Here is a 16,691-nt window from a genome sequence, read left to right as displayed (position 1 = left end):
TTCGCGATCGTGTCATCTCGTGGATGGCGGCGCACCTACAGGGGTCCGCGCCCGGGTCGATGGTGGGTCGTTCGGTCAGTCGGACGTCGGTGTCGCCAGCGGCCAGCCACCGGCTGCGAGCCGGGACGCCACCCGAGCGATATCGTCCTCGCCCGGTTGCTCCTTGGCAACTCGGGCTATGGCGGCCTCGATATCGGCGCGTTCGATGTCCGAGGTGGCGACGCGCTCACTCACCAGCTCCTCCACCACCAGATGCACCTCGTAGTCGGTGAGGCGACGGTGCAGCACCGCGAGCAGGGCCACATAGTCCGATTGTGGAATGCCCTGCGGGTATCCGGCTTTGAGCCAGGCCAGGACCTTCTGCAGGACATTGGTGCGCGGCGGCCCGGACGGGGTCGCGTCGGTGGCGGGTTCTTCCGGAGTGCTCACGAACGGTCCTTTCGATCCGGTGGCGTCACGCGCCGAGCAAATGGATACCGAGCCGGGTGGCGAGGAAGCTGCGTGCGATGAACAGCACACCGACCACCACCGCGATCATGACTACCGCGAAACACAGTGCGGAGATCGCCAGTGCGGTCTGCCGGGCGGTGCCGGTCGCGCCGTCGTCGATTTGCGCGCGGTAGCGGATGCCGACGGCGAAGACCGTGGGCAGGCCAGCGCCGAAGACCAAGGCTGCGAGGGTGACCCGCCACAGGTCGGACAGATTGGAGAGGAAGGTGTGCATCCCGGTGCCCCTAGCCGATTCCGTTGCCGACGGTGTCATCGCGCCGGATCTGCGGGTTCGCGGTGTCAGAGCCTGCCGCCGCGCCGTCTCCGGCCTTCCAGTCATCGTTCACATTGTGCGAGCTCACGTGCGACTTCTTGGATCGCCGCCAGATCATGGCGGCCATGGCGATCAGCAGCGCGAACACCACCAGCACACCGGCGGTTCCGCCGATGCCGTGCAGCAGCGCCCAGCACAGCGCGCCCACGATGCCCGCCAGGGGCAGTGTGAGGATCCAGGCCACCACCATGCGGCCCATCACCGCCCAGCGCACCTCCGCACCGGGACGGCCCAGGCCGGAGCCGAGGATGGAACCGGTCACGGTCTGCGTGGTGGACAGCGGCAGGCCGAAATGCGCCGAGGTGAGAATGATCGCCGCACTGGTGGATTCGGCCGCGAAACCCTGCGGCGGCGCGATATCGACCAGGCCCTTGCCGAGCGTGCGAATGATCCGCCAGCCGCCCAGGCAGGTGCCCGCGGCAATGGCGACCGCGCAGGACACGATCACCCACAGCGGCAGCGGATCGCTGGCCTTGGCGGAACCGTGCGCGATCAACGCCAGGAAGATGATGCCCATGGTCTTCTGCGCGTCATTGGTGCCGTGGGCCAGCGAGACCAGGGAGGCGGAACCGATCTGCCCCCACCGGAATCCGCGTTCCACGGTCTTCTCATTGCTGCCGCGCGTGATCCGGTAGACCACCCACGCGCCGATGGCTGCCACCAGTGCGGCGACCACGGGGGCGAGCAGGGCCGGGATGACGATCTTGGCGAGCACGCCCTTGCTGCCGGCGGTCCAGATCACGCCGTGCCAGCCGAGCGCGGCAATGGTAGCGCCGATCAAACCGCCGAAGAGCGCGTGCGAGGAACTCGACGGCAAACCCAACAGCCAGGTGAACAGATTCCATAGGATGCCGCCGACGAGGCCCGCGAACACAATGTCCAGCAAGGCCTGTCCGCTCACCTCCGAGAGGTCGACAATGCCCTCGGCGACCGTCGCGGCGACGGCGACGCTGAGGAACGCGCCGACCAGATTCAGCGCTCCTGACAGGAGTACGGCCATACGCGGGGGCAACGCACCGGTTGCGATCGAGGTCGCCATCGCGTTCGCGGTGTCGTGGAATCCGTTGGTGAAGTCGAATGCCAGAGCCGTGAAGACAACGATCAGCAGAACGAGCAGTTCGGCAGACACACCGCCCAGTTTGCGCTACCCCATTTACCCACTGTCAATCAGTCCCCCCGACGCACTTCACAGTTACTCCCGTGCTAAGGCTTTCGCTGGTCCCGCCGGATCGGATGATCGGCCGGAACCTCCACGAAAACCAGCGGCACCCCATCCGGATCCCGCACCCACATTTCGATCAACCCCCACGGCTCTTGCCGCGGCGCGCGCTCGATCACCACCCCGCGCAATGCGAGTTCGGTAGCCGCGATCCCACAATCGCGCACCTGCAACCAGATGGCCCCCGCGAACCCGTCCGGATCCCCATCCTTGCGCCCATGCCCCGCCACTTCGACCAGCGACTGCCCCGCGAAGAACACGGTCCCACCCGGATACTCGCGGGCGATGGCCAGCTCCAGTGCATCCCGGTAGAACTCGAGCGTCCGCTGATAGTCCCGCGGCCGCAGAATCACCCGACTGCCCAGTATTTCCATAGATGCACCTTGTCAGCCGGATCGGGGGTTCGGGGGCGAAGCCCCCAAGACTCCGCGTCAGCGTTCCCCCTTTCCCTACGGGGGTTCGGAGCGAAGCCCCTGAGACTCCGCGTCAGCGGTTTCCTCCCTCACGGGGGTGTGGGGGCGAAGCCCCCGCGATCTCGAGGGGGTTCGGGGGCGAAGCCCCTGAGAGTCTGGAGAGTTCAGAAATACCAGGGGTAGGGCTTCCAGTCGGGGTCGCGCTTTTCGAGGAAGGCGTCGCGGCCTTCGACTGCTTCGTCGGTCATGTAGGCGAGGCGGGTGGCCTCACCGGCGAAGAGTTGCTGGCCGACGAGTCCGTCGTCCTGGAGGTTGAAGGCGTACTTCAGCATCCGGATGGCTTGGGGGGATTTGCCGAGGATGTCGGCGGACCATTCGAGCGCTACGTCCTCGAGCTGTTCGTGGTCGACGACGGCGTTGACGGCGCCCATTTGATGCATCTGCTCGGCGGTGTAGGGCTGGCCGCGGAAGAAGATCTCGCGGGCGAACTTCTGGCCCACCATTTTTGCGAGGTAGGCGCTGCCGTAGCCGCCGTCGAAGCTGCCGACGTCGGCGTCGGTCTGCTTGAAGCGGGCGTGTTCGCGTGAGGCGAGGGTGAGGTCGCAGACGACGTGCAGGCTGTGGCCGCCGCCCGCCGCCCAGCCGTTCACGAGTGCGATGACCACCTTGGGCATGAAGCGGATGAGCCGCTGCACTTCGAGGATGTGCAGTCGCCCGGAGCGGGCCACGTCCACGGTGTCGGCGGTGTCGCCGCTGGCGTACTGGTAGCCGCTGCGTCCGCGGATGCGCTGGTCGCCGCCGGAGCAGAAGGCCCAGCCGCCGTCCTTGGGGCTGGGTCCGTTGCCGGTGAGCAGGACCGCGCCGACATCGGAGGTCATGCGGGCGTGGTCGAGGGCGCGGTACAGCTCGTCGACGGTGTGCGGCCGGAAGGCATTGCGTACTTCGGGCCGATTGAAGGCGATCCGGACGGTGCCCTGCTCGATGTGCCGGTGATAGGTGATGTCGGTGAGGTTCTCGAACCCGGGGACGGGCCGCCACAGCGTCGCATTGAAGGTCACGCGCACGAACTTAGTAGTAGGTCCGGTGCCCGGGTGACTCAACACCGGTGATCGGTCTCACCGGGTTCGCGCAGCTGTGCCCGCCGGGGCAGCGGGATTCCGCCATCCGGTAAGGCCGCTGATTGTTAACCACCAACCGGTCGGAGTGGCTCGCGGAAATTCTGCGGCTCCCCGGTGACTGGCCGGTAGGTGAAAGTGAAACGGTGCCAACCGATTGCGGAGGGCTTACAGTGCTGTGACTGCCCTGGCAGTGAGTGCGCGTCGGCATCGCGTGTGCGGGGACACCGGTGCGTATAGTTGCGTGCGCTCGTTCATCGAAAAACTATCCGGAGGAACCTGAAAGTGGTTGCAGCACTGTCTGAATCCCTGCTCGACGACGCCAAGCGCCCGGCCTTCCTGGCCGACGCCAAAGAGGTTCTGGATGGCGAGGTGTCGGATAAGGGTGGCGCGTCGGGTCTCGCCGTGAAGGCCGGCTACGCCGCCGTCAAGAAGGTCAGCCCGACCATTGTCGGCGATGCCCTGGAGTCGTTCATCCCGAAGTTCGTGTCGCAGCTGGACCCGTACTGGGCCGAGTTCAAGGCCTCGGGCGCGGGTTCGTTCGCGGAACTGCTGGTCTCCAAGCAGGACGAGGTTGCCGAGGCGCTGCTGGCGGTCACCGACGAGCGCGCCGCCGCGTCGTCGCGTCCGGCGCTGACCAAGGTCTACGGCTCGCTGCGTTCCTCGGCGAAGAAGCATGTCGCCGAGGCGCTTCCGCGTGTCGGTGATCTGATCCAGCGCCACGCTGGTTAATCAAATGACCGGTTCGCGGCCCTTGTGCGGGGCCGCGAACTCGGTGAATCCGCGAATTCGGTGAATCTCAGCCCGCGGACTTGCCGACCCGCCAGTAGCCGGTGAACGTGATGTCCGCCTTGGGGATTTCCCGATCCTGTGCCAGATGCCGCCGCACCCCGGAGGCCAATTTCTGTTCGCCCGCGATGAATCCGTACACGCCCTTGGCGGGAATCTCCGCCGCGCGCACCGCCTCGGCCGCCAGCGTGCCGATCTCACCGTGCGCATCGGCGCGGACCAGCCAGTTCACCTGAACCCCTTCGGGTTCGCCCAGCCGCTGTGCGTCGTCGGCGTGCGGAATCTCGATGAACGCCGCCCCCTTCAGGTCGCGCGGCGCCGAGCGCAGCGCACCGGCGATGGCGGGCAGGGCGCTCTCGTCCCCGACCAGTACGGAGAATTCGGTGTGGTCCGGGGCCTGGTACATGATGCCCTCGTCCAGCAACCCGACCTTCTCGCCCGGGGTGGTGTTGTCGGCCCAGGCCGAGGCCGGGCTGTCATTGCCGTGCGAGACGAAGTCGATATCGATTTCCGCCGTGCTGCCGAACTCCCCGAAACCGGCGGCCCGGTAGTCGCGCACCGTGTAATTGCGCACCAGCGGACGGTGTTCCTTGCCCATCATGAGGTATTGCGCGTACCAGCCCAGGCTGCTGGCGGAGGTGGGCAGCTTGAGGTTGCCGTCCTTACCGCGCACGAACAGCCGGAACCACTGGTCGAAACCCATTGCGGTGTAACCCGCGAGGCCCTCCCCGCCAATGGTGACGCGAACGAAGTTGGGGCTGATCCGCTTGCTCGCCAGGACTTCCGCGGTCAGGATCTCCCGATGTTCGGGCTTGACATATTTGGTGCGCTTCGCCATGGGTTTAGGTTAGCAAACCCTAAGTATGCATAACAGGTGTGAGCAGGGCGACGCAGCGCCGGAATCGACTGTCTGAGAAGCTGGGAGATGTGAATCCTTCGACAGCACAGGCGCAGGTCGTCGTGGACGAACTCGCGCGCGGGGGAGTACGGGACGTCGTTCTGTGCCCCGGCTCGCGAAATGCGCCGCTGGCATTCGCATTACAAGCCGCGGATGCCGTCGGAAAGATTCGACTGCACATGCGCATCGACGAGCGCAGCGCCGGATTCCTGGCCATCGGCCTGGCCGTCTCCAGCGGCCGCCCGGTCCCCGTCGTCATGACCTCCGGCACCGCCGTCGCCAACCTCGGCCCCGCCGTCCTCGAAGCCAACTACGCGCGCATCCCGCTGATCGTGCTCAGCGCCAACCGCCCTTACGAAATGCTCGGCAGCGGCGCCAATCAAACCGTCGAGCAATTCGGCCTCTTCGGCAGCCAGGTGCGCGCCGCCATCAGCCTCGGTCTGGCCGAGACGGAACCCGGCGACCACCTCTACGCCAAGCAGAACAGCCTCTGGCGTTCCGCCGTCTGCCGTGTGCTGGCCGCCGCCCGCGGCACCCGTTCCGGCAATGCCGGGCCGGTGCATTTCGACATTCCGCTGCGCGAGCCCCTCGTCCCGGATATGACCGCCGGTGACCTGCTGCCTCCCGGGCGCTGCGACGAAAGGCCTTGGACCGCAACGCAATACGCGACCCTAGACGTGCCGCTCGATATCGACCTGACCCCCGATACGGTGGTCGTCTCCGGCCATGGCGCGGGGCATCGGCCCGAACTCGCCGCCCTGCCGACCGTCGCCGAACCGACCGCGCCCATGCATGGCCCGGCCTTGCATCCCCTGGCCTTGCCGCTGCTGAAGCCCAAGCAGGCCATCATCACCGGCCGTCCCACGCTGCACCGGCCGGTGGCCCGGCTGCTCGCCGATCCCGAGGTCACGGTGTACGCGCTGACCACCGGGCCGCGCTGGCCCGATGTGTCCGGCAATGTGGTGGGCACCGGCACCCGCGCGGTCACCGCGGGCGCGCCGCGGCCGGAATGGCTGGAGCTGTGCCGTGATCTGAACGAGAAGGCCGTGGCGGTGGTGCGCGCGGAACTCGCCGGACATCCGAAGCCGACCGGTCTGCATGTGGCGAGCGTGGTCACCGAGGCCCTGCACGACGGCGATCTACTGCTGCTCGGCGCGTCCAATCCGGTGCGCGATGCCGCACTCGTCTCGACCCCGCGGCGCGGAGTCCGGGTGCTGTCCAATCGCGGAGTGGCCGGAATCGACGGCACGGTGTCGGCGGCCGTCGGCGCGGCGCTGACCCATCCGGGTCGCACCGTCGCGCTCATGGGCGACCTGACCTTCCTGCATGATGCGTCCGGCCTGCTGATCGGACCGGGCGAGCCGCGGCCGGAGAACCTCACCATCGTCGTCGCCAATGATGACGGCGGCGGCATCTTCGAACTCCTGGAACAGGGCGATCCGCAGTACGCGGGCGTCTTCGAACGCGTCTTCGGCACCCCGCACGGCATGGACCTGGCCGCGCTGTGCGCCGCCTACCGGGTGCCGCACCGCCAGGTCGACCCGGCGGAACTGGCCATCGAACTGACCGGTGACGCGCACGGCATCCGCGTGCTGGAGGTCGCGACCGAACGCAGCAGCCTGCGTGAACTGCACGCCCTGGTGCGCGCGGGTGTCGGAAACTGAAGCGTCAGTAGTCGGAATCGGCGGTTTCGGTGTAGTCGTCGTCCATGGGGACGGGGATGGATTGCTCGATGAGGTCGCCCTCGTCGGCGGTCCAGCCGCTGTCGCCCTCCGGGACCTCGCGGATCGGAGACTCGACGGTGTCGTCGAGTTGATCGTTGGGGTTTGCGGGGACGGACTGCTCGGCGAGGTCGGCCTCGGGCACTGCGTCGGTGGTGCGATCGATCATCGGATTCTCCTTCCCGCGGGCCGGCGTTCCGGCTCAGCCGGGCCGATCGGTGTTATCGGGCACTGTCGAGAATGCTCCCTTTTTCGGTGGGTCGGCAACCGCGGCCGGGATTCGCCCAGGCCACGCCGTCATTCCCCGGGCAGCGGCCCGGCGTCGGCGGGATGTTCGACCAGGGCCAGGACCCGCCCGGCCAGGAATCGGGCGGTGCGCACCGTCGTGCCGGTTCTGGTTACTTCGCTGACCTCGGCCACGCCGCGCGCTATGCGCACCTCGACCCGGCGTCCCGCCCGGGTCGCGCTCACTTCGTAATTTCGAGACCCGTCGCCGGTATCGACGACGATCTCCACTCGATCACCCTTCATCTACCAATTCTCCTCGCTACCAGCGGTTTTCGCCGCAAATACGGCTAACGAACGGGTTGCGAACGGCCGCTGCGATTGCATTCGGCCGGGAAAGGATGAATCGTGGGATTCCGGGTAGTCCTAATTCGAGAGCAGGCCTCCGTTCGGGCGGCCGCGCGCTTTTTCGGGAGGAAGCATGATCAACCCGGCATTCGACCTGGAACCGGCCGCCGCCGCCATGGAGGCGGTCGTCGCCGGTATCACCGACGATCAGCTGGACGCCCCCACCCCCAATGACGAACGCACCGTGCGTGACCTGATCGGCCACGTCATCGGCCTCATCGAGGGCTTCCGCCGGGCCGCCACCAAGGAATCGGTCGGCAATTCCCAGCAGCCCTCCCAACGACCCGATCTCGACCCCGGCTGGCGCGGCCTGATCCCCGCCCAACTCAAGGCCCTGGTCGCCGCCTGGCGCGAACCCGACGCCTGGTCCGGCGAGACCGAGGCGGGCTCGGTCACCCTCCCCGCTCCGCAGGCCGCCGCCTTCGCCCTCGACGAACTCGTCATCCACGGCTGGGACCTGGCCCGCGCCACCTCCCAGTCCTATCTCCCCGACCCCGAGTCCATGACCCCCCTGCTCGACCTGCTGCGGAACACTCCCCCCGAAGGCATCCCCGGCCTCTTCGGTCCGAAGGTCCCGGTCCCCGACAATGCCCCGGTCTTCGACCGAGTCCTCGGCCTGACCGGCCGCGACCCCTCCTGGACCGCGCACAAATAGGCTTTCCGCCGCCCGGGCATGCCTATCGGACACCGGCGACCCTGGAAGGAATGGCCCTGCGCTATCCGGGCCTCGACCTGACGCCCTGGCGGCGGTGAATTACCTTGCGGCGGAGGTGAAGACGCCTGCGCGGGCGGCTGCTGCGGCGGCTTCGGCAGCCGCGGTGACAGCGGCTTCGTCCAGCGGGTCGCCGCTGGCGAGGAAGCGGTAGTAGAGGGGGGCCGAGACGGCGGACAGGACGGCTCGGGGGTCGGTGTCGGCGGGGACTTCGCCTCGGGCGATGGCGGATTCGATGACGGGGGACCATTCGGTGAGGCGGGTGTCGTAGAAGCGGTGCAGGGCTGCGGCGGCGGTGTCGTCGGTGAGGGCTGCGGCTATGACGGCTCGGAAGAGGGGGCCCTGGCGGGGGTCGGTGAGGGTTGTGGCGACGAGGCGGGCATTGGCGTGCAGGTCGTCGCGGAGGGAGCCGGTATTGCTGTGGGGGAGTGAGGTTTCGGCCATATCGACGAGCAGGTCCGCGACTAGTCCGGCGGGGGTGCGCCAGCGGCGGTAGACGGTGGTCTTTCCGACGTCTGCGCGGGCGGCCACTTCGGCCAGATCCAGGTGTGCGAAACCGCGTTCGGCGAGCAGGTCTCCGGCCGCGCGCAGGACGGCGTCGCGGACGCGTGCGGTGCGTCCACCTGGGCGAATCGAGCCGGGTGCGGTGGGATCCTGCTCCATAACGGGCCTCCAGTTCCATTTGTGGCGTGGTGAGTGTATCGTCTGTTTTGTTAATGAAACTATAGTCCCGTTAGGAGCAAGTCATGGAGTACCGTCGGCTCGGCGCATCGGGTTTGCAGGTTCCGGCATTGAGCTTCGGCGCGGGCACCTTCGGTGGCCGCGGTGAACTGTTCAGTGCCTGGGGCGATACCGATGCGCGGCAGGCCCGCAGGCTCGTCGACATCAGCCTGGAAGCGGGCGTCACCATGTTCGACACCGCCGACGTCTACTCGGACGGAGCCTCGGAAGAGGTGCTCGGCGAGGCGATTCGGGGCCGCCGCGATCAGCTGCTCATCTCCACCAAGGCCAGCCTGCCGACCGGCCCCGGCCCGTACGATCTGGGCTCCGGCCGGTCCCGCCTGATCACCGCCGTCGAAGGGTCGCTACGCCGCCTCGGCACCGATCGCATCGACCTGTTCCAGCTGCACGCCTTCGATGCGGGCACCCCCGTCGAGGAAGTCCTTGCCGCACTGGATGATCTGGTCCGCTCAGGCAAGATCCGAAACGTCGGCGCATCCAACTTCGCGGGTTGGCAGCTCATGAAATCCCTTGCCGCAGCGGATAAGCACGGCCTCCCGCGCTACGTTGCCCATCAGGTCTACTACTCCCTCGTCGGCCGCGACTACGAGTGGGAGCTCATGCCGCTCGGCGTCGACCAGGGTGTCGGTGCAGTGGTGTGGAGCCCACTCGGCTGGGGCCGTCTCACCGGCAAAATCCGTCGCGGACAGCCACTTCCGGAAGGCAGCCGCCTGCACAAGACGGCCGAGGCCGGTCCGCCGGTGAACGACGAACTGCTCTACGACGTGGTCGACGTCCTGGACGAGCTCGCCGCCGAAACCGGCCGCACCATCCCGCAGATCGCCCTCAACTGGCTGCTGCAGCGGCCCACGGTGTCGACCGTCATCGTCGGCGCGCGCAATGAGGAACAGCTGCGCCAGAACCTCGGTGCGATCGGCTGGAGCCTCGACGCGGATCAGATCGCCCGCCTGGACAAGGCGAGCGCCGTCACCCCGCCATACCCCTACTACCCGTACTACCGGCTCGGCGATTTCACCCGCCTCAACCCTCCGATGGTGTAGTCAGGGCGCGGAGTACAGGCCCTGGGCGAGGACCGGCCAGGACGACTTCAGGTCGTCCTGCCAGTAACCCCAGATATGGGTGCCGGTCTGGCGGTACACGAAGGTCGCGGGGATCTTCAGTTCATTCAGCCGGTTCTGGAAGGCCACGGTGGACGCGTCGCAGTTCGCCTCGATGAATGCGCCGGTGGCCACGACCTGCGCGGTATCGAGGACGCTCGTCTCGTTCCGGCCGCGGGCGCCCGGGAGATCGTAAATGCCCGGAATGCCGTTGCCGGTGGAGATGAACAGATTTGTGCCACGGAGTTTTTCGGCATTCAGAGTGGGATCGTTCGCCGCCCAGAGCGGGCTGTCGTCCTGCCCCCACATGTTCTCGACATTGCCGTGGCCGTACCGCTCGGTCACGGCCTTGACGGCCTGGCGGCCGACATCGGTGGTCGTCTGGAAGAAGCCGCTGTAGACGGCCGCGCTGCGAAACAGCCCGGGATTGAAGATGACCGAGTTCATCACCGGCAGGCTGGCCATGGAGATTCCGGCAATGGCATTGACCCCATTGGTGCCCAGCGCCGCGTCGATCAGTGGCGGCAGTTCCTGCCCGAGATAGGTCGACCATTTATTGGTGCCGAGCGTGGGATCGGACTTGACCCAATCGGAGTACCAGGACCAGGCGCCGCCGATGATCTGCACCACATTGATGTTCTTGTCGGACAGGAAATCCAGTGCGTCGGTGCGCAATTGCCAGGAGGCGTCATCCACACCGCCACCCGCGCCATTGAGCAGGTAGAGGGTGGACCGCGGTGCGGAGGTGTCGGCGGGCCGCAGCACATCCACCGGGTAGCTCTGATCCATGGCGGCGGAATAGACGGTGAGGCGGATATTCCGGTCGTCCTTGACCTGAATGCTCCTGATATACGAGCCATCCGGCGATTTCACCGCGGGCACCGTGACTCCGGGCGCGGTCGCCTGCTCCGCACCGGCGGCGGGATATCCGCCCAGGCCGATCGATGCGGCGGCGGCCAGTACCGCGAGTGTCATGCGTGCGGTGATTCGGCGATTCACTCGCCCCCCTTTTTTTCGATTCTGCGTGCGTACGACGTGTTTTCAGGGCGCGGAATAGAGGCCCTCGGCCAGGACCGGCCAGGACGACTTCAGGTCGTCCTGCCAGTAGGCCCAGATGTGCGTGCCGGTCGAGCGGTAGACGAAGGTGGCCGGGATGTTCAGTTCGTTCAGGCGTTGCTGCAAGGCCTTGGTGGACAGGTCCATATTGGCTTCGATGAACGCGCCGATGGTGACGGTCTGGGCGATCTCCGTGGTGGTCAGCTGTACCCGGCCGCCCCCACCTGTCAGGTCGTACAGACCCGGGATTCCGTTACCTGTTGAAATGAAAAGGTGTGTGCCACGCAGTTTTTCGGCATTCAGGGTGGGGTCGTTCGCCGCCCAGAGCGGGCTGTCGTCGGGTCCCCACATGTTCTCGATATTGCCGTGACCCGACATCTCGGTGGTCATCTTGATGCCCCGGCGGCCGAAGTCGGTGGTCGTCTGCGTCAGGCCGCTGTAGACAGCCGCGCTGCGAAACAGCCCCGGATTGAAGATGACCGAATTCAGCACCGGCACACCGGCCATCGAGATACCGGCAATGGCATTGACGCCGTTCGTACCCAGGGCCGCATCGATCAATGGCGGGAGTTCGTGCCCGAGATAGGTTGCCCACTTGTTGTTCCCGAGCACCGGGTCCGGCCTTATCCAATCGGTGTACCAGGCGTACGGCCCGCCGATGATTTGCACCACATTGATGTTCTTGTCGGACAGGAAATCCAGTGCGTCGGTGCGCAATTGCCAGGAGGCGTCATCGACGCCGCCGCCGACGCCATTGAGCAGGTAGAGCGTGGGGCGCGGTGCGGAGGTGTCGGCGGGCCGCAGCACATCCACCGGGAAGCTGCGATCCATGGCCGCGGAATACACCGTGAGCCGCAGGTTTCTCCCGTCCACGACCTCTACGCCGGTAATGCGTGAGCCGTCGGGGGATTGCGCCGCCGGGACGGTCACCTGTTCTCCCGAGGCGGCGGGAATTCCGCCGATGCCGATCGAGGTGGCGGCGGCCACCGCCGCCAGCATCGTTCGCGCGAGGATTCGACGGGTCACCCGTCAGAAGTAGCACGCTTTCACTGTGTGGCCCAGGCCCCGGTTTGCGGGGCTCGGCTCAGTACACGTCGCGCACGTAGCGTTTCTCGGCCACCAGATGCTTCTTGAAGGCCAGGGCGGCCTCCTCGCTCAGCTTGCCGTGAATGCGGGCGATCTTCAGCAGGGCGTCGTCCACATCCTTGGCCATGCGCGCGGCATCACCGCAGACATACAGGTGACCGCCGTCCCGCAGCCACGACCACAACTCCGCGCCGTGTTCGATCATGCGGTGCTGCACATAGATCCGCTCGCGCTGATCGCGGGAGAAGGCCAGATCCAGGCGGGTGAGGAAACCGGAGCGGAACATATCCTCCAGTTCGGTGCGGTAGTAGAAATTGTCGTCGGCGTGCTGATCGCCGAAGAACAGCCAATTGCGGCCGCGGCAGCCGAGGGCGCGACGCTCCTGGAGGAAGCCCCGGAAGGGCGCGATGCCGGTGCCCGGCCCGACCATGATCATGGGCGCGTTCGGGTCCAGCGGCGGGCGGAAGTGCGGTGCGCGCTGCAGGAAGATCGGGATCTCCGAATCGGCGCGATCGGCCAGGAACGTCGAACACACGCCGCCGCGGCGGGCCGCCGACCCGATGGCCGCCGGATCGCCGTAGCGCACCACGCCGACGGTCAGCTGCACTTCATGGGGGCTGACCAGCGGGCTGGAGGAGATCGAATACTGGCGCGGTTGCAGCTTTTTCAGCGTGCCCAGCCACTCCACCAGATCGGCCCGCACCGGAAAGTCCCGCAGGACGTCCACCAGCTGCCGGTCCCACAGATAGCCGTCGAGCTCATTGCGATTATCGCGGCGCAGCAACTTCGCCAGCCGGGGGCTCGAATGCCGCTCACCCACGAAGGACAGCAGGTCCCCGCTCACCTTGGTGATGTCGTAGTGGGTGCGCAGTGCCTCGGCGAGCGTCGCCTCCCGATCGTCCAAATCGATGACCCGGCGCCCATCCAGGCCGGTCACCTCCAGCCATTCCGCCACCAGCGCTTCACAATTGGCGGGCCGGATGCCCAGCGAGTCCCCGGCCTCGTAGGTGGCGTCGAGATCACTCAGATCGAAGCCGAACTGCCGCACCTCTTTCCCGGCACCCGGCCGCGAGAGCAGCTCATTGCGAACCAGTTTCGCGGGCAACGGGGCATTGCGCGTGAACACCGCCGGTGCGGCCTTGTGCGTGCGCCCGGGCGCGAGAGTCACCACCGAGGTCCGCTGCATGGTCTGCGCCCCGGCCGTCCCGGATCGGCCGGTCGGCAGATGAGGGCCTCCGGTTCGACCCGGTGTGGCCGCCGCGCCGCTATCCGGAGCAGGTGAATCCTCTTCCTGCCAAGGAATGTCGAGACCGGCGGCGAGAGCGGTGGTGATCTCGTCCAGCCACTGATCCGACAGCGGCTCGTGATCGGGTTCGCTGTCCACGCGGGCGGACAGCCGGGTCGCCCCGCGCTGTGCGAACAGTTCGTCCAGCTTGCGGCCGTGCCCGCAGAAATCATCGTAGGAGGAGTCGCCGAGCGCGAAGACGGCGTACCGCACGGCATTGAACCGAATCGGGCTGTCGTTCAGGCGGTCCCAGAGGTCCGCGCCATTGTCCGGCGGGCCGCCGTCGCCGAAGGTGCTGGTGACGATCAGCACATCGCCGGTGAGGTCGCTCAGCTCGGCCGCGTCCATATCCAATAGCCGTGCCGTGAAACCGGTTTCGGTAAGCCGGGTGGCGACGGCGGCGGCCAGTTCCTCGGCGGTGCCGGTTTGCGACGCCCACAACACGGTGACGGTGCGCACCGGGGCAGCGCCGCCGCCCGAGGTCCCGGAGTCGAGCATCCCGCCCGTTGTGCCCCCCGGCCCGGTCGCGCCGCGCGAGTACATTCCGGCGAGCAGCCCGTTGATCCACAACCGGCTCGAGCCCGAGATCGGCGCGGTCTCCGGCAGCACCGGCTGTCCGGTCACCGGTAGCCCTTGCAGCGCAGCGAGATAACCACCGAGATAGATGCGCTCGGTCTCGCTGAGCGTCGGCGCGCTGGCCGCGTCGAGGCCGAGCATTACCGCCAGCGGGTGCGGGCCGGTCATCCCGGTCGAGGGTACCGGGAAGGACACGCCGGGCAGCGCTGCCGGGAACGGCGTGCCGCTGTCCGGCGCGGCCGGGCCCGCGCCCGCGTCGGGCGTGGCCGTGGTTGCTTCGGGTTTCGTCAGCACAGCCACCTTCCGCAATCGCACGGCGCAAGCCTTGAATTCGGGCTGCAAGGACGCCGGGTCGACGGCGTCATTGGTGACGGCATTGATGGTCAGGTATTCACCCTGCTCGTCATTCCAATGGAATGGGGCAAAGCAGGAGCCCGGCAGCACGCGGTCACTGATTCGGACGGGCAGCACCGCGCGGCCACGGCGGGAGGCGATTTCGAGCTGATCGCCGTCGTGCACCTCGAGTTTCGCGGCGTCGTCCGGATGCACCTCGACGAACGGCTGCCCGTTCAGCTTATTGAGTTTGGCGATCTTGCCGGTCTTGGTCATCGTGTGCCACTGGTGTTGCAGGCGACCGGTATTGAGCAGGAACGGGTGATCCTCGTCCGGCATCTCCTCCGGCAGCAGATGCGGGCGCGGCCAGAACACGGCGCGGCGGCTGGGCGTGGCGAAGGCCAGCCGCGGGGCGTGCCCGTCCTCGTCGGTGAACAGCGGCTGGCTGATGCCGTCGTTCACATAGCGAATCGGGTTGCGGCGCTGCGCCGGATCGGGGCACGGCCACTGCACGGGCCCCTCACGCAGGGTGTCGTAGTCGATGCCGCGCAGGTCGTAACCGGTGGCGGGATTGCTGAATTGCCGGATCTCCTCGAAGATCTCGGCGCTGGAGGCGTAGTCGAAACCCGGGAACCCCATGGCCGTCGCGACCTGGGCGATGAGCTGCCAATCCGGCCGCGCATCTCCGATCGGTTCGGTCGAGCGTTGCAGCAGCGTCATGGTGCGTTCCGAATTCACCATCACCGCATCGGCTTCCGCCCACAGTGTGCTCGGCAGCAGCAGATCGGCGTAGGAATTGGTGGCGGTGTCGGTGTACACGTCCTGCGCGATCACCAGTTCCGCGGCCTCGAGCCCGGCGATCACGGTGCGCCGATTGGCCATGGAGGCAACGGGATTGCTGCACACGATCCAGCAGGCCTTGATCTTCCCGTCCGCGAGCTGCCGGAACATGTCGACGGTGCCGGGCCCGGCCTCGGTGCGCAGGGTGCCGGGTTCCAGGTCCCACGCGGTCTCCACGAAGGCCCGGTCGGCGGGGTTGAGCAGGCTGCGCTGGCCGGGCAATCCCGGTCCCATGTAACCCATTTCGCGCCCACCCATGGCATTGGGCTGTCCGGTGAGCGAGAACGGCCCGCTGCCCTTTCGGCTGATGGTCCCGGTGGCCAGGTGCAGATTGCAGATCGCATTGGTGGTCCAGGTGCCGTGCGTGGACTGGTTGACGCCCATGGTCCACAGCGACATCCATTCGCCCGCTTCGCCGATCCACTGTGCGGCGGTGCGAATGTCGGCCTCGGCCAGCCCGGTGATCTCGGCGACCCGCGCGGGCGTGAACTCCGCCAGGAATTCCGGCATGCCCGCCCAGCCCTCGGTGTGCTCGGCGATGAATTCGCTGTCTATGTCACCGTTTTCGACGAGCAGGCGCAGCAGGCCATTGAGCAGCGCCAGATCGGTACCCGGCTGGATTTGCAGGAAAAGGTCCGCGCGCGTGGCGGTATCGGTGCGTCGCGGATCGACCACGATGAGCTTCGCGCCCGCTTTGAGCCGATCGGCCATGCGCAGGAACAGGATCGGATGGCAGTCGGCCATATTCGCGCCGATCACGAAGAACAGGTCGGCGTGGTCGAGGTCCTCATAGGATCCGGGCGGCCCGTCCGAACCCAGCGACAGCTTGTAGCCGGTGGCGGCGCTGGCCATACACAGCCGCGAATTGGCTTCCATATGCACGGTGCGCAGGTGGCCTTTGGCGAATTTGGTGGCCAGGTACTGGGCTTCGATCGACATCTGCCCGGACACGTACAGGGCGATGGCGTCCGGTCCGTGGGTGTCGAGAATCCCGCGCAGCCGGTCGGCGGCCTCCCGTACGGCCTCGTCGACCGGCACCGGGACGGGCTCCTGCCCGCGTTCGGGTCGCCGGTACGCGGACTCCATCCGGCCCGGAGCGCGCATCATGTCGGCGTGCGTCGCGCCCTTGGTGCAGAGCCGCCCGCCATTGACCGGATGCAGCTTGTCCCCGGTGACCTTGGCGATCACGGTCGCGCCCGATTCCCCGGCGCGGGTCTCGACGGTGATGCCGCAGCCCACCCCGCAGTACGAGCACGCGGTCCTGGTGCTCGAGCTGGGAGTGGTCGAATCCGCCATGTGACCGATCCTCGCGACTCCCCATTGCGCGGGATTTACCGAAAGTTAGCGTCAGATG

The 16,691-nt window shown here is 67.1% G+C and carries 16 protein-coding genes; 4 read left to right on the top strand and 12 right to left on the bottom strand.

Annotated elements, in window-relative coordinates:
* Positions 1–75 precede the first annotated feature (75 nt).
* The 5 genes from AB0N05_RS04000 to AB0N05_RS03980 form a co-directional block, all read right to left on the bottom strand.
* Positions 76–429: a DUF3349 domain-containing protein gene (locus AB0N05_RS04000; protein ID WP_364687219.1), complete on the bottom strand. Its 354-nt coding sequence runs from the start codon at positions 427–429 to the stop codon at positions 76–78.
* 25 nt (positions 430–454) lie between these two features.
* Positions 455–724 (bottom strand): hypothetical protein, encoded by a 270-nt coding sequence (locus tag AB0N05_RS03995; protein ID WP_364687217.1) that lies wholly within the window; start codon positions 722–724, stop codon positions 455–457.
* A 10-nt stretch (positions 725–734) separates the two neighbouring features.
* Complete coding sequence (locus tag AB0N05_RS03990) at positions 735–1,952, bottom strand: inorganic phosphate transporter (RefSeq protein WP_364687215.1); 1,218 nt, start codon at positions 1,950–1,952, stop codon at positions 735–737.
* A gap of 74 nt (positions 1,953–2,026) precedes the next feature.
* A complete protein-coding gene (locus AB0N05_RS03985) occupies positions 2,027–2,416 on the bottom strand; it encodes a VOC family protein (protein WP_364687213.1) in 390 nt (129 codons plus the stop codon).
* A gap of 203 nt (positions 2,417–2,619) precedes the next feature.
* On the bottom strand, positions 2,620–3,513 hold the full coding sequence (locus AB0N05_RS03980) for a 1,4-dihydroxy-2-naphthoyl-CoA synthase (RefSeq protein WP_364687211.1): 894 nt from the start codon (positions 3,511–3,513) through the stop codon (positions 2,620–2,622).
* A gap of 342 nt (positions 3,514–3,855) precedes the next feature.
* Between AB0N05_RS03980 and AB0N05_RS03975 the strand changes: the two genes are divergently transcribed.
* Complete coding sequence (locus AB0N05_RS03975; RefSeq protein ID WP_364687209.1) at positions 3,856–4,302, top strand: hypothetical protein; 447 nt, start codon at positions 3,856–3,858, stop codon at positions 4,300–4,302.
* Between the two features lie 67 nt (positions 4,303–4,369).
* On the opposite strand, the gene AB0N05_RS03970 is transcribed toward AB0N05_RS03975, so the two are convergent.
* A complete protein-coding gene (locus AB0N05_RS03970) occupies positions 4,370–5,197 on the bottom strand; it encodes a siderophore-interacting protein (RefSeq protein WP_364687207.1) in 828 nt (275 codons plus the stop codon).
* 89 nt (positions 5,198–5,286) lie between these two features.
* Between AB0N05_RS03970 and menD the strand changes: the two genes are divergently transcribed.
* Positions 5,287–6,921: a 2-succinyl-5-enolpyruvyl-6-hydroxy-3-cyclohexene-1-carboxylic-acid synthase gene (menD, locus tag AB0N05_RS03965; RefSeq protein WP_364687205.1), complete on the top strand. Its 1,635-nt coding sequence runs from the start codon at positions 5,287–5,289 to the stop codon at positions 6,919–6,921.
* Between the two features lie 4 nt (positions 6,922–6,925).
* Here the strand turns inward: menD and AB0N05_RS03960 are convergent, their stop codons facing one another.
* The gene (locus AB0N05_RS03960; protein WP_364687203.1) at positions 6,926–7,147 is read right to left on the bottom strand and encodes a hypothetical protein; all 222 of its coding nucleotides are present in this window, start codon (positions 7,145–7,147) and stop codon (positions 6,926–6,928) included.
* A gap of 128 nt (positions 7,148–7,275) precedes the next feature.
* Positions 7,276–7,509 (bottom strand): hypothetical protein, encoded by a 234-nt coding sequence (locus AB0N05_RS03955; protein WP_364687201.1) that lies wholly within the window; start codon positions 7,507–7,509, stop codon positions 7,276–7,278.
* Between the two features lie 175 nt (positions 7,510–7,684).
* Here AB0N05_RS03955 and AB0N05_RS03950 point away from each other — a divergent pair, with 175 nt between their 5' ends.
* On the top strand, positions 7,685–8,266 hold the full coding sequence (locus AB0N05_RS03950) for a TIGR03086 family metal-binding protein (RefSeq protein WP_364687199.1): 582 nt from the start codon (positions 7,685–7,687) through the stop codon (positions 8,264–8,266).
* 99 nt (positions 8,267–8,365) lie between these two features.
* Here the strand turns inward: AB0N05_RS03950 and AB0N05_RS03945 are convergent, their stop codons facing one another.
* Positions 8,366–8,986, bottom strand: coding sequence for a TetR/AcrR family transcriptional regulator (locus AB0N05_RS03945; RefSeq protein WP_364687197.1), 621 nt, complete (start codon positions 8,984–8,986; stop codon positions 8,366–8,368).
* Positions 8,987–9,069: 83 nt separating this feature from the next.
* Here AB0N05_RS03945 and AB0N05_RS03940 point away from each other — a divergent pair, with 83 nt between their 5' ends.
* On the top strand, positions 9,070–10,104 hold the full coding sequence (locus AB0N05_RS03940; protein ID WP_364687195.1) for an aldo/keto reductase: 1,035 nt from the start codon (positions 9,070–9,072) through the stop codon (positions 10,102–10,104).
* On the opposite strand, the gene AB0N05_RS03935 is transcribed toward AB0N05_RS03940, so the two are convergent.
* From AB0N05_RS03935 to AB0N05_RS03925, 3 genes are read right to left on the bottom strand one after another with little or no spacing between them, the layout of a single operon-like run.
* Entirely contained in the window at positions 10,105–11,160 is a 1,056-nt protein-coding gene (locus AB0N05_RS03935; protein ID WP_364687193.1) for an alpha/beta hydrolase family protein, read from the bottom strand. It lies immediately after the preceding gene.
* A gap of 42 nt (positions 11,161–11,202) precedes the next feature.
* On the bottom strand, positions 11,203–12,243 hold the full coding sequence (locus AB0N05_RS03930; protein ID WP_364687191.1) for an alpha/beta hydrolase family protein: 1,041 nt from the start codon (positions 12,241–12,243) through the stop codon (positions 11,203–11,205).
* Positions 12,244–12,301: 58 nt separating this feature from the next.
* Positions 12,302–16,633 (bottom strand): bifunctional nitrate reductase/sulfite reductase flavoprotein subunit alpha, encoded by a 4,332-nt coding sequence (locus tag AB0N05_RS03925; RefSeq protein WP_364687189.1) that lies wholly within the window; start codon positions 16,631–16,633, stop codon positions 12,302–12,304.
* Positions 16,634–16,691 lie beyond the last annotated feature (58 nt).

Origin of the sequence: Nocardia sp. NPDC051030 (assembly GCF_040683015.1) — a bacterium.
In the GTDB taxonomy this organism is placed as follows: Bacteria; Actinomycetota; Actinomycetes; order Mycobacteriales; family Mycobacteriaceae; genus Nocardia.
The sequence above is the reverse complement of the archived record's forward strand: the minus strand, read 5'-3'. Positions and strand labels throughout refer to the sequence as shown.

Bases quoted from the DNA above. Each gene is read 5' to 3' on its own strand.
- AB0N05_RS03985 (WP_364687213.1), bottom strand. From the start codon at position 2,416: ATGGAAATACTGGGCAGTCGGGTGATTCTGCGGCCGCGGGACTATCAG.
- AB0N05_RS03970 (WP_364687207.1), bottom strand. From the start codon at position 5,197: ATGGCGAAGCGCACCAAATATGTCAAGCCCGAACATCGGGAGATCCTG.
- AB0N05_RS03960 (WP_364687203.1), bottom strand. From the start codon at position 7,147: ATGATCGATCGCACCACCGACGCAGTGCCCGAGGCCGACCTCGCCGAG.
- AB0N05_RS03945 (WP_364687197.1), bottom strand. From the start codon at position 8,986: ATGGAGCAGGATCCCACCGCACCCGGCTCGATTCGCCCAGGTGGACGC.
- AB0N05_RS03925 (WP_364687189.1), bottom strand. From the start codon at position 16,633: ATGGCGGATTCGACCACTCCCAGCTCGAGCACCAGGACCGCGTGCTCG.
- AB0N05_RS03950 (WP_364687199.1), top strand. From the start codon at position 7,685: ATGATCAACCCGGCATTCGACCTGGAACCGGCCGCCGCCGCCATGGAG.
- AB0N05_RS03955 (WP_364687201.1), bottom strand. From the start codon at position 7,509: ATGAAGGGTGATCGAGTGGAGATCGTCGTCGATACCGGCGACGGGTCT.
- AB0N05_RS03995 (WP_364687217.1), bottom strand. From the start codon at position 724: ATGCACACCTTCCTCTCCAATCTGTCCGACCTGTGGCGGGTCACCCTC.
- AB0N05_RS03940 (WP_364687195.1), top strand. From the start codon at position 9,070: ATGGAGTACCGTCGGCTCGGCGCATCGGGTTTGCAGGTTCCGGCATTG.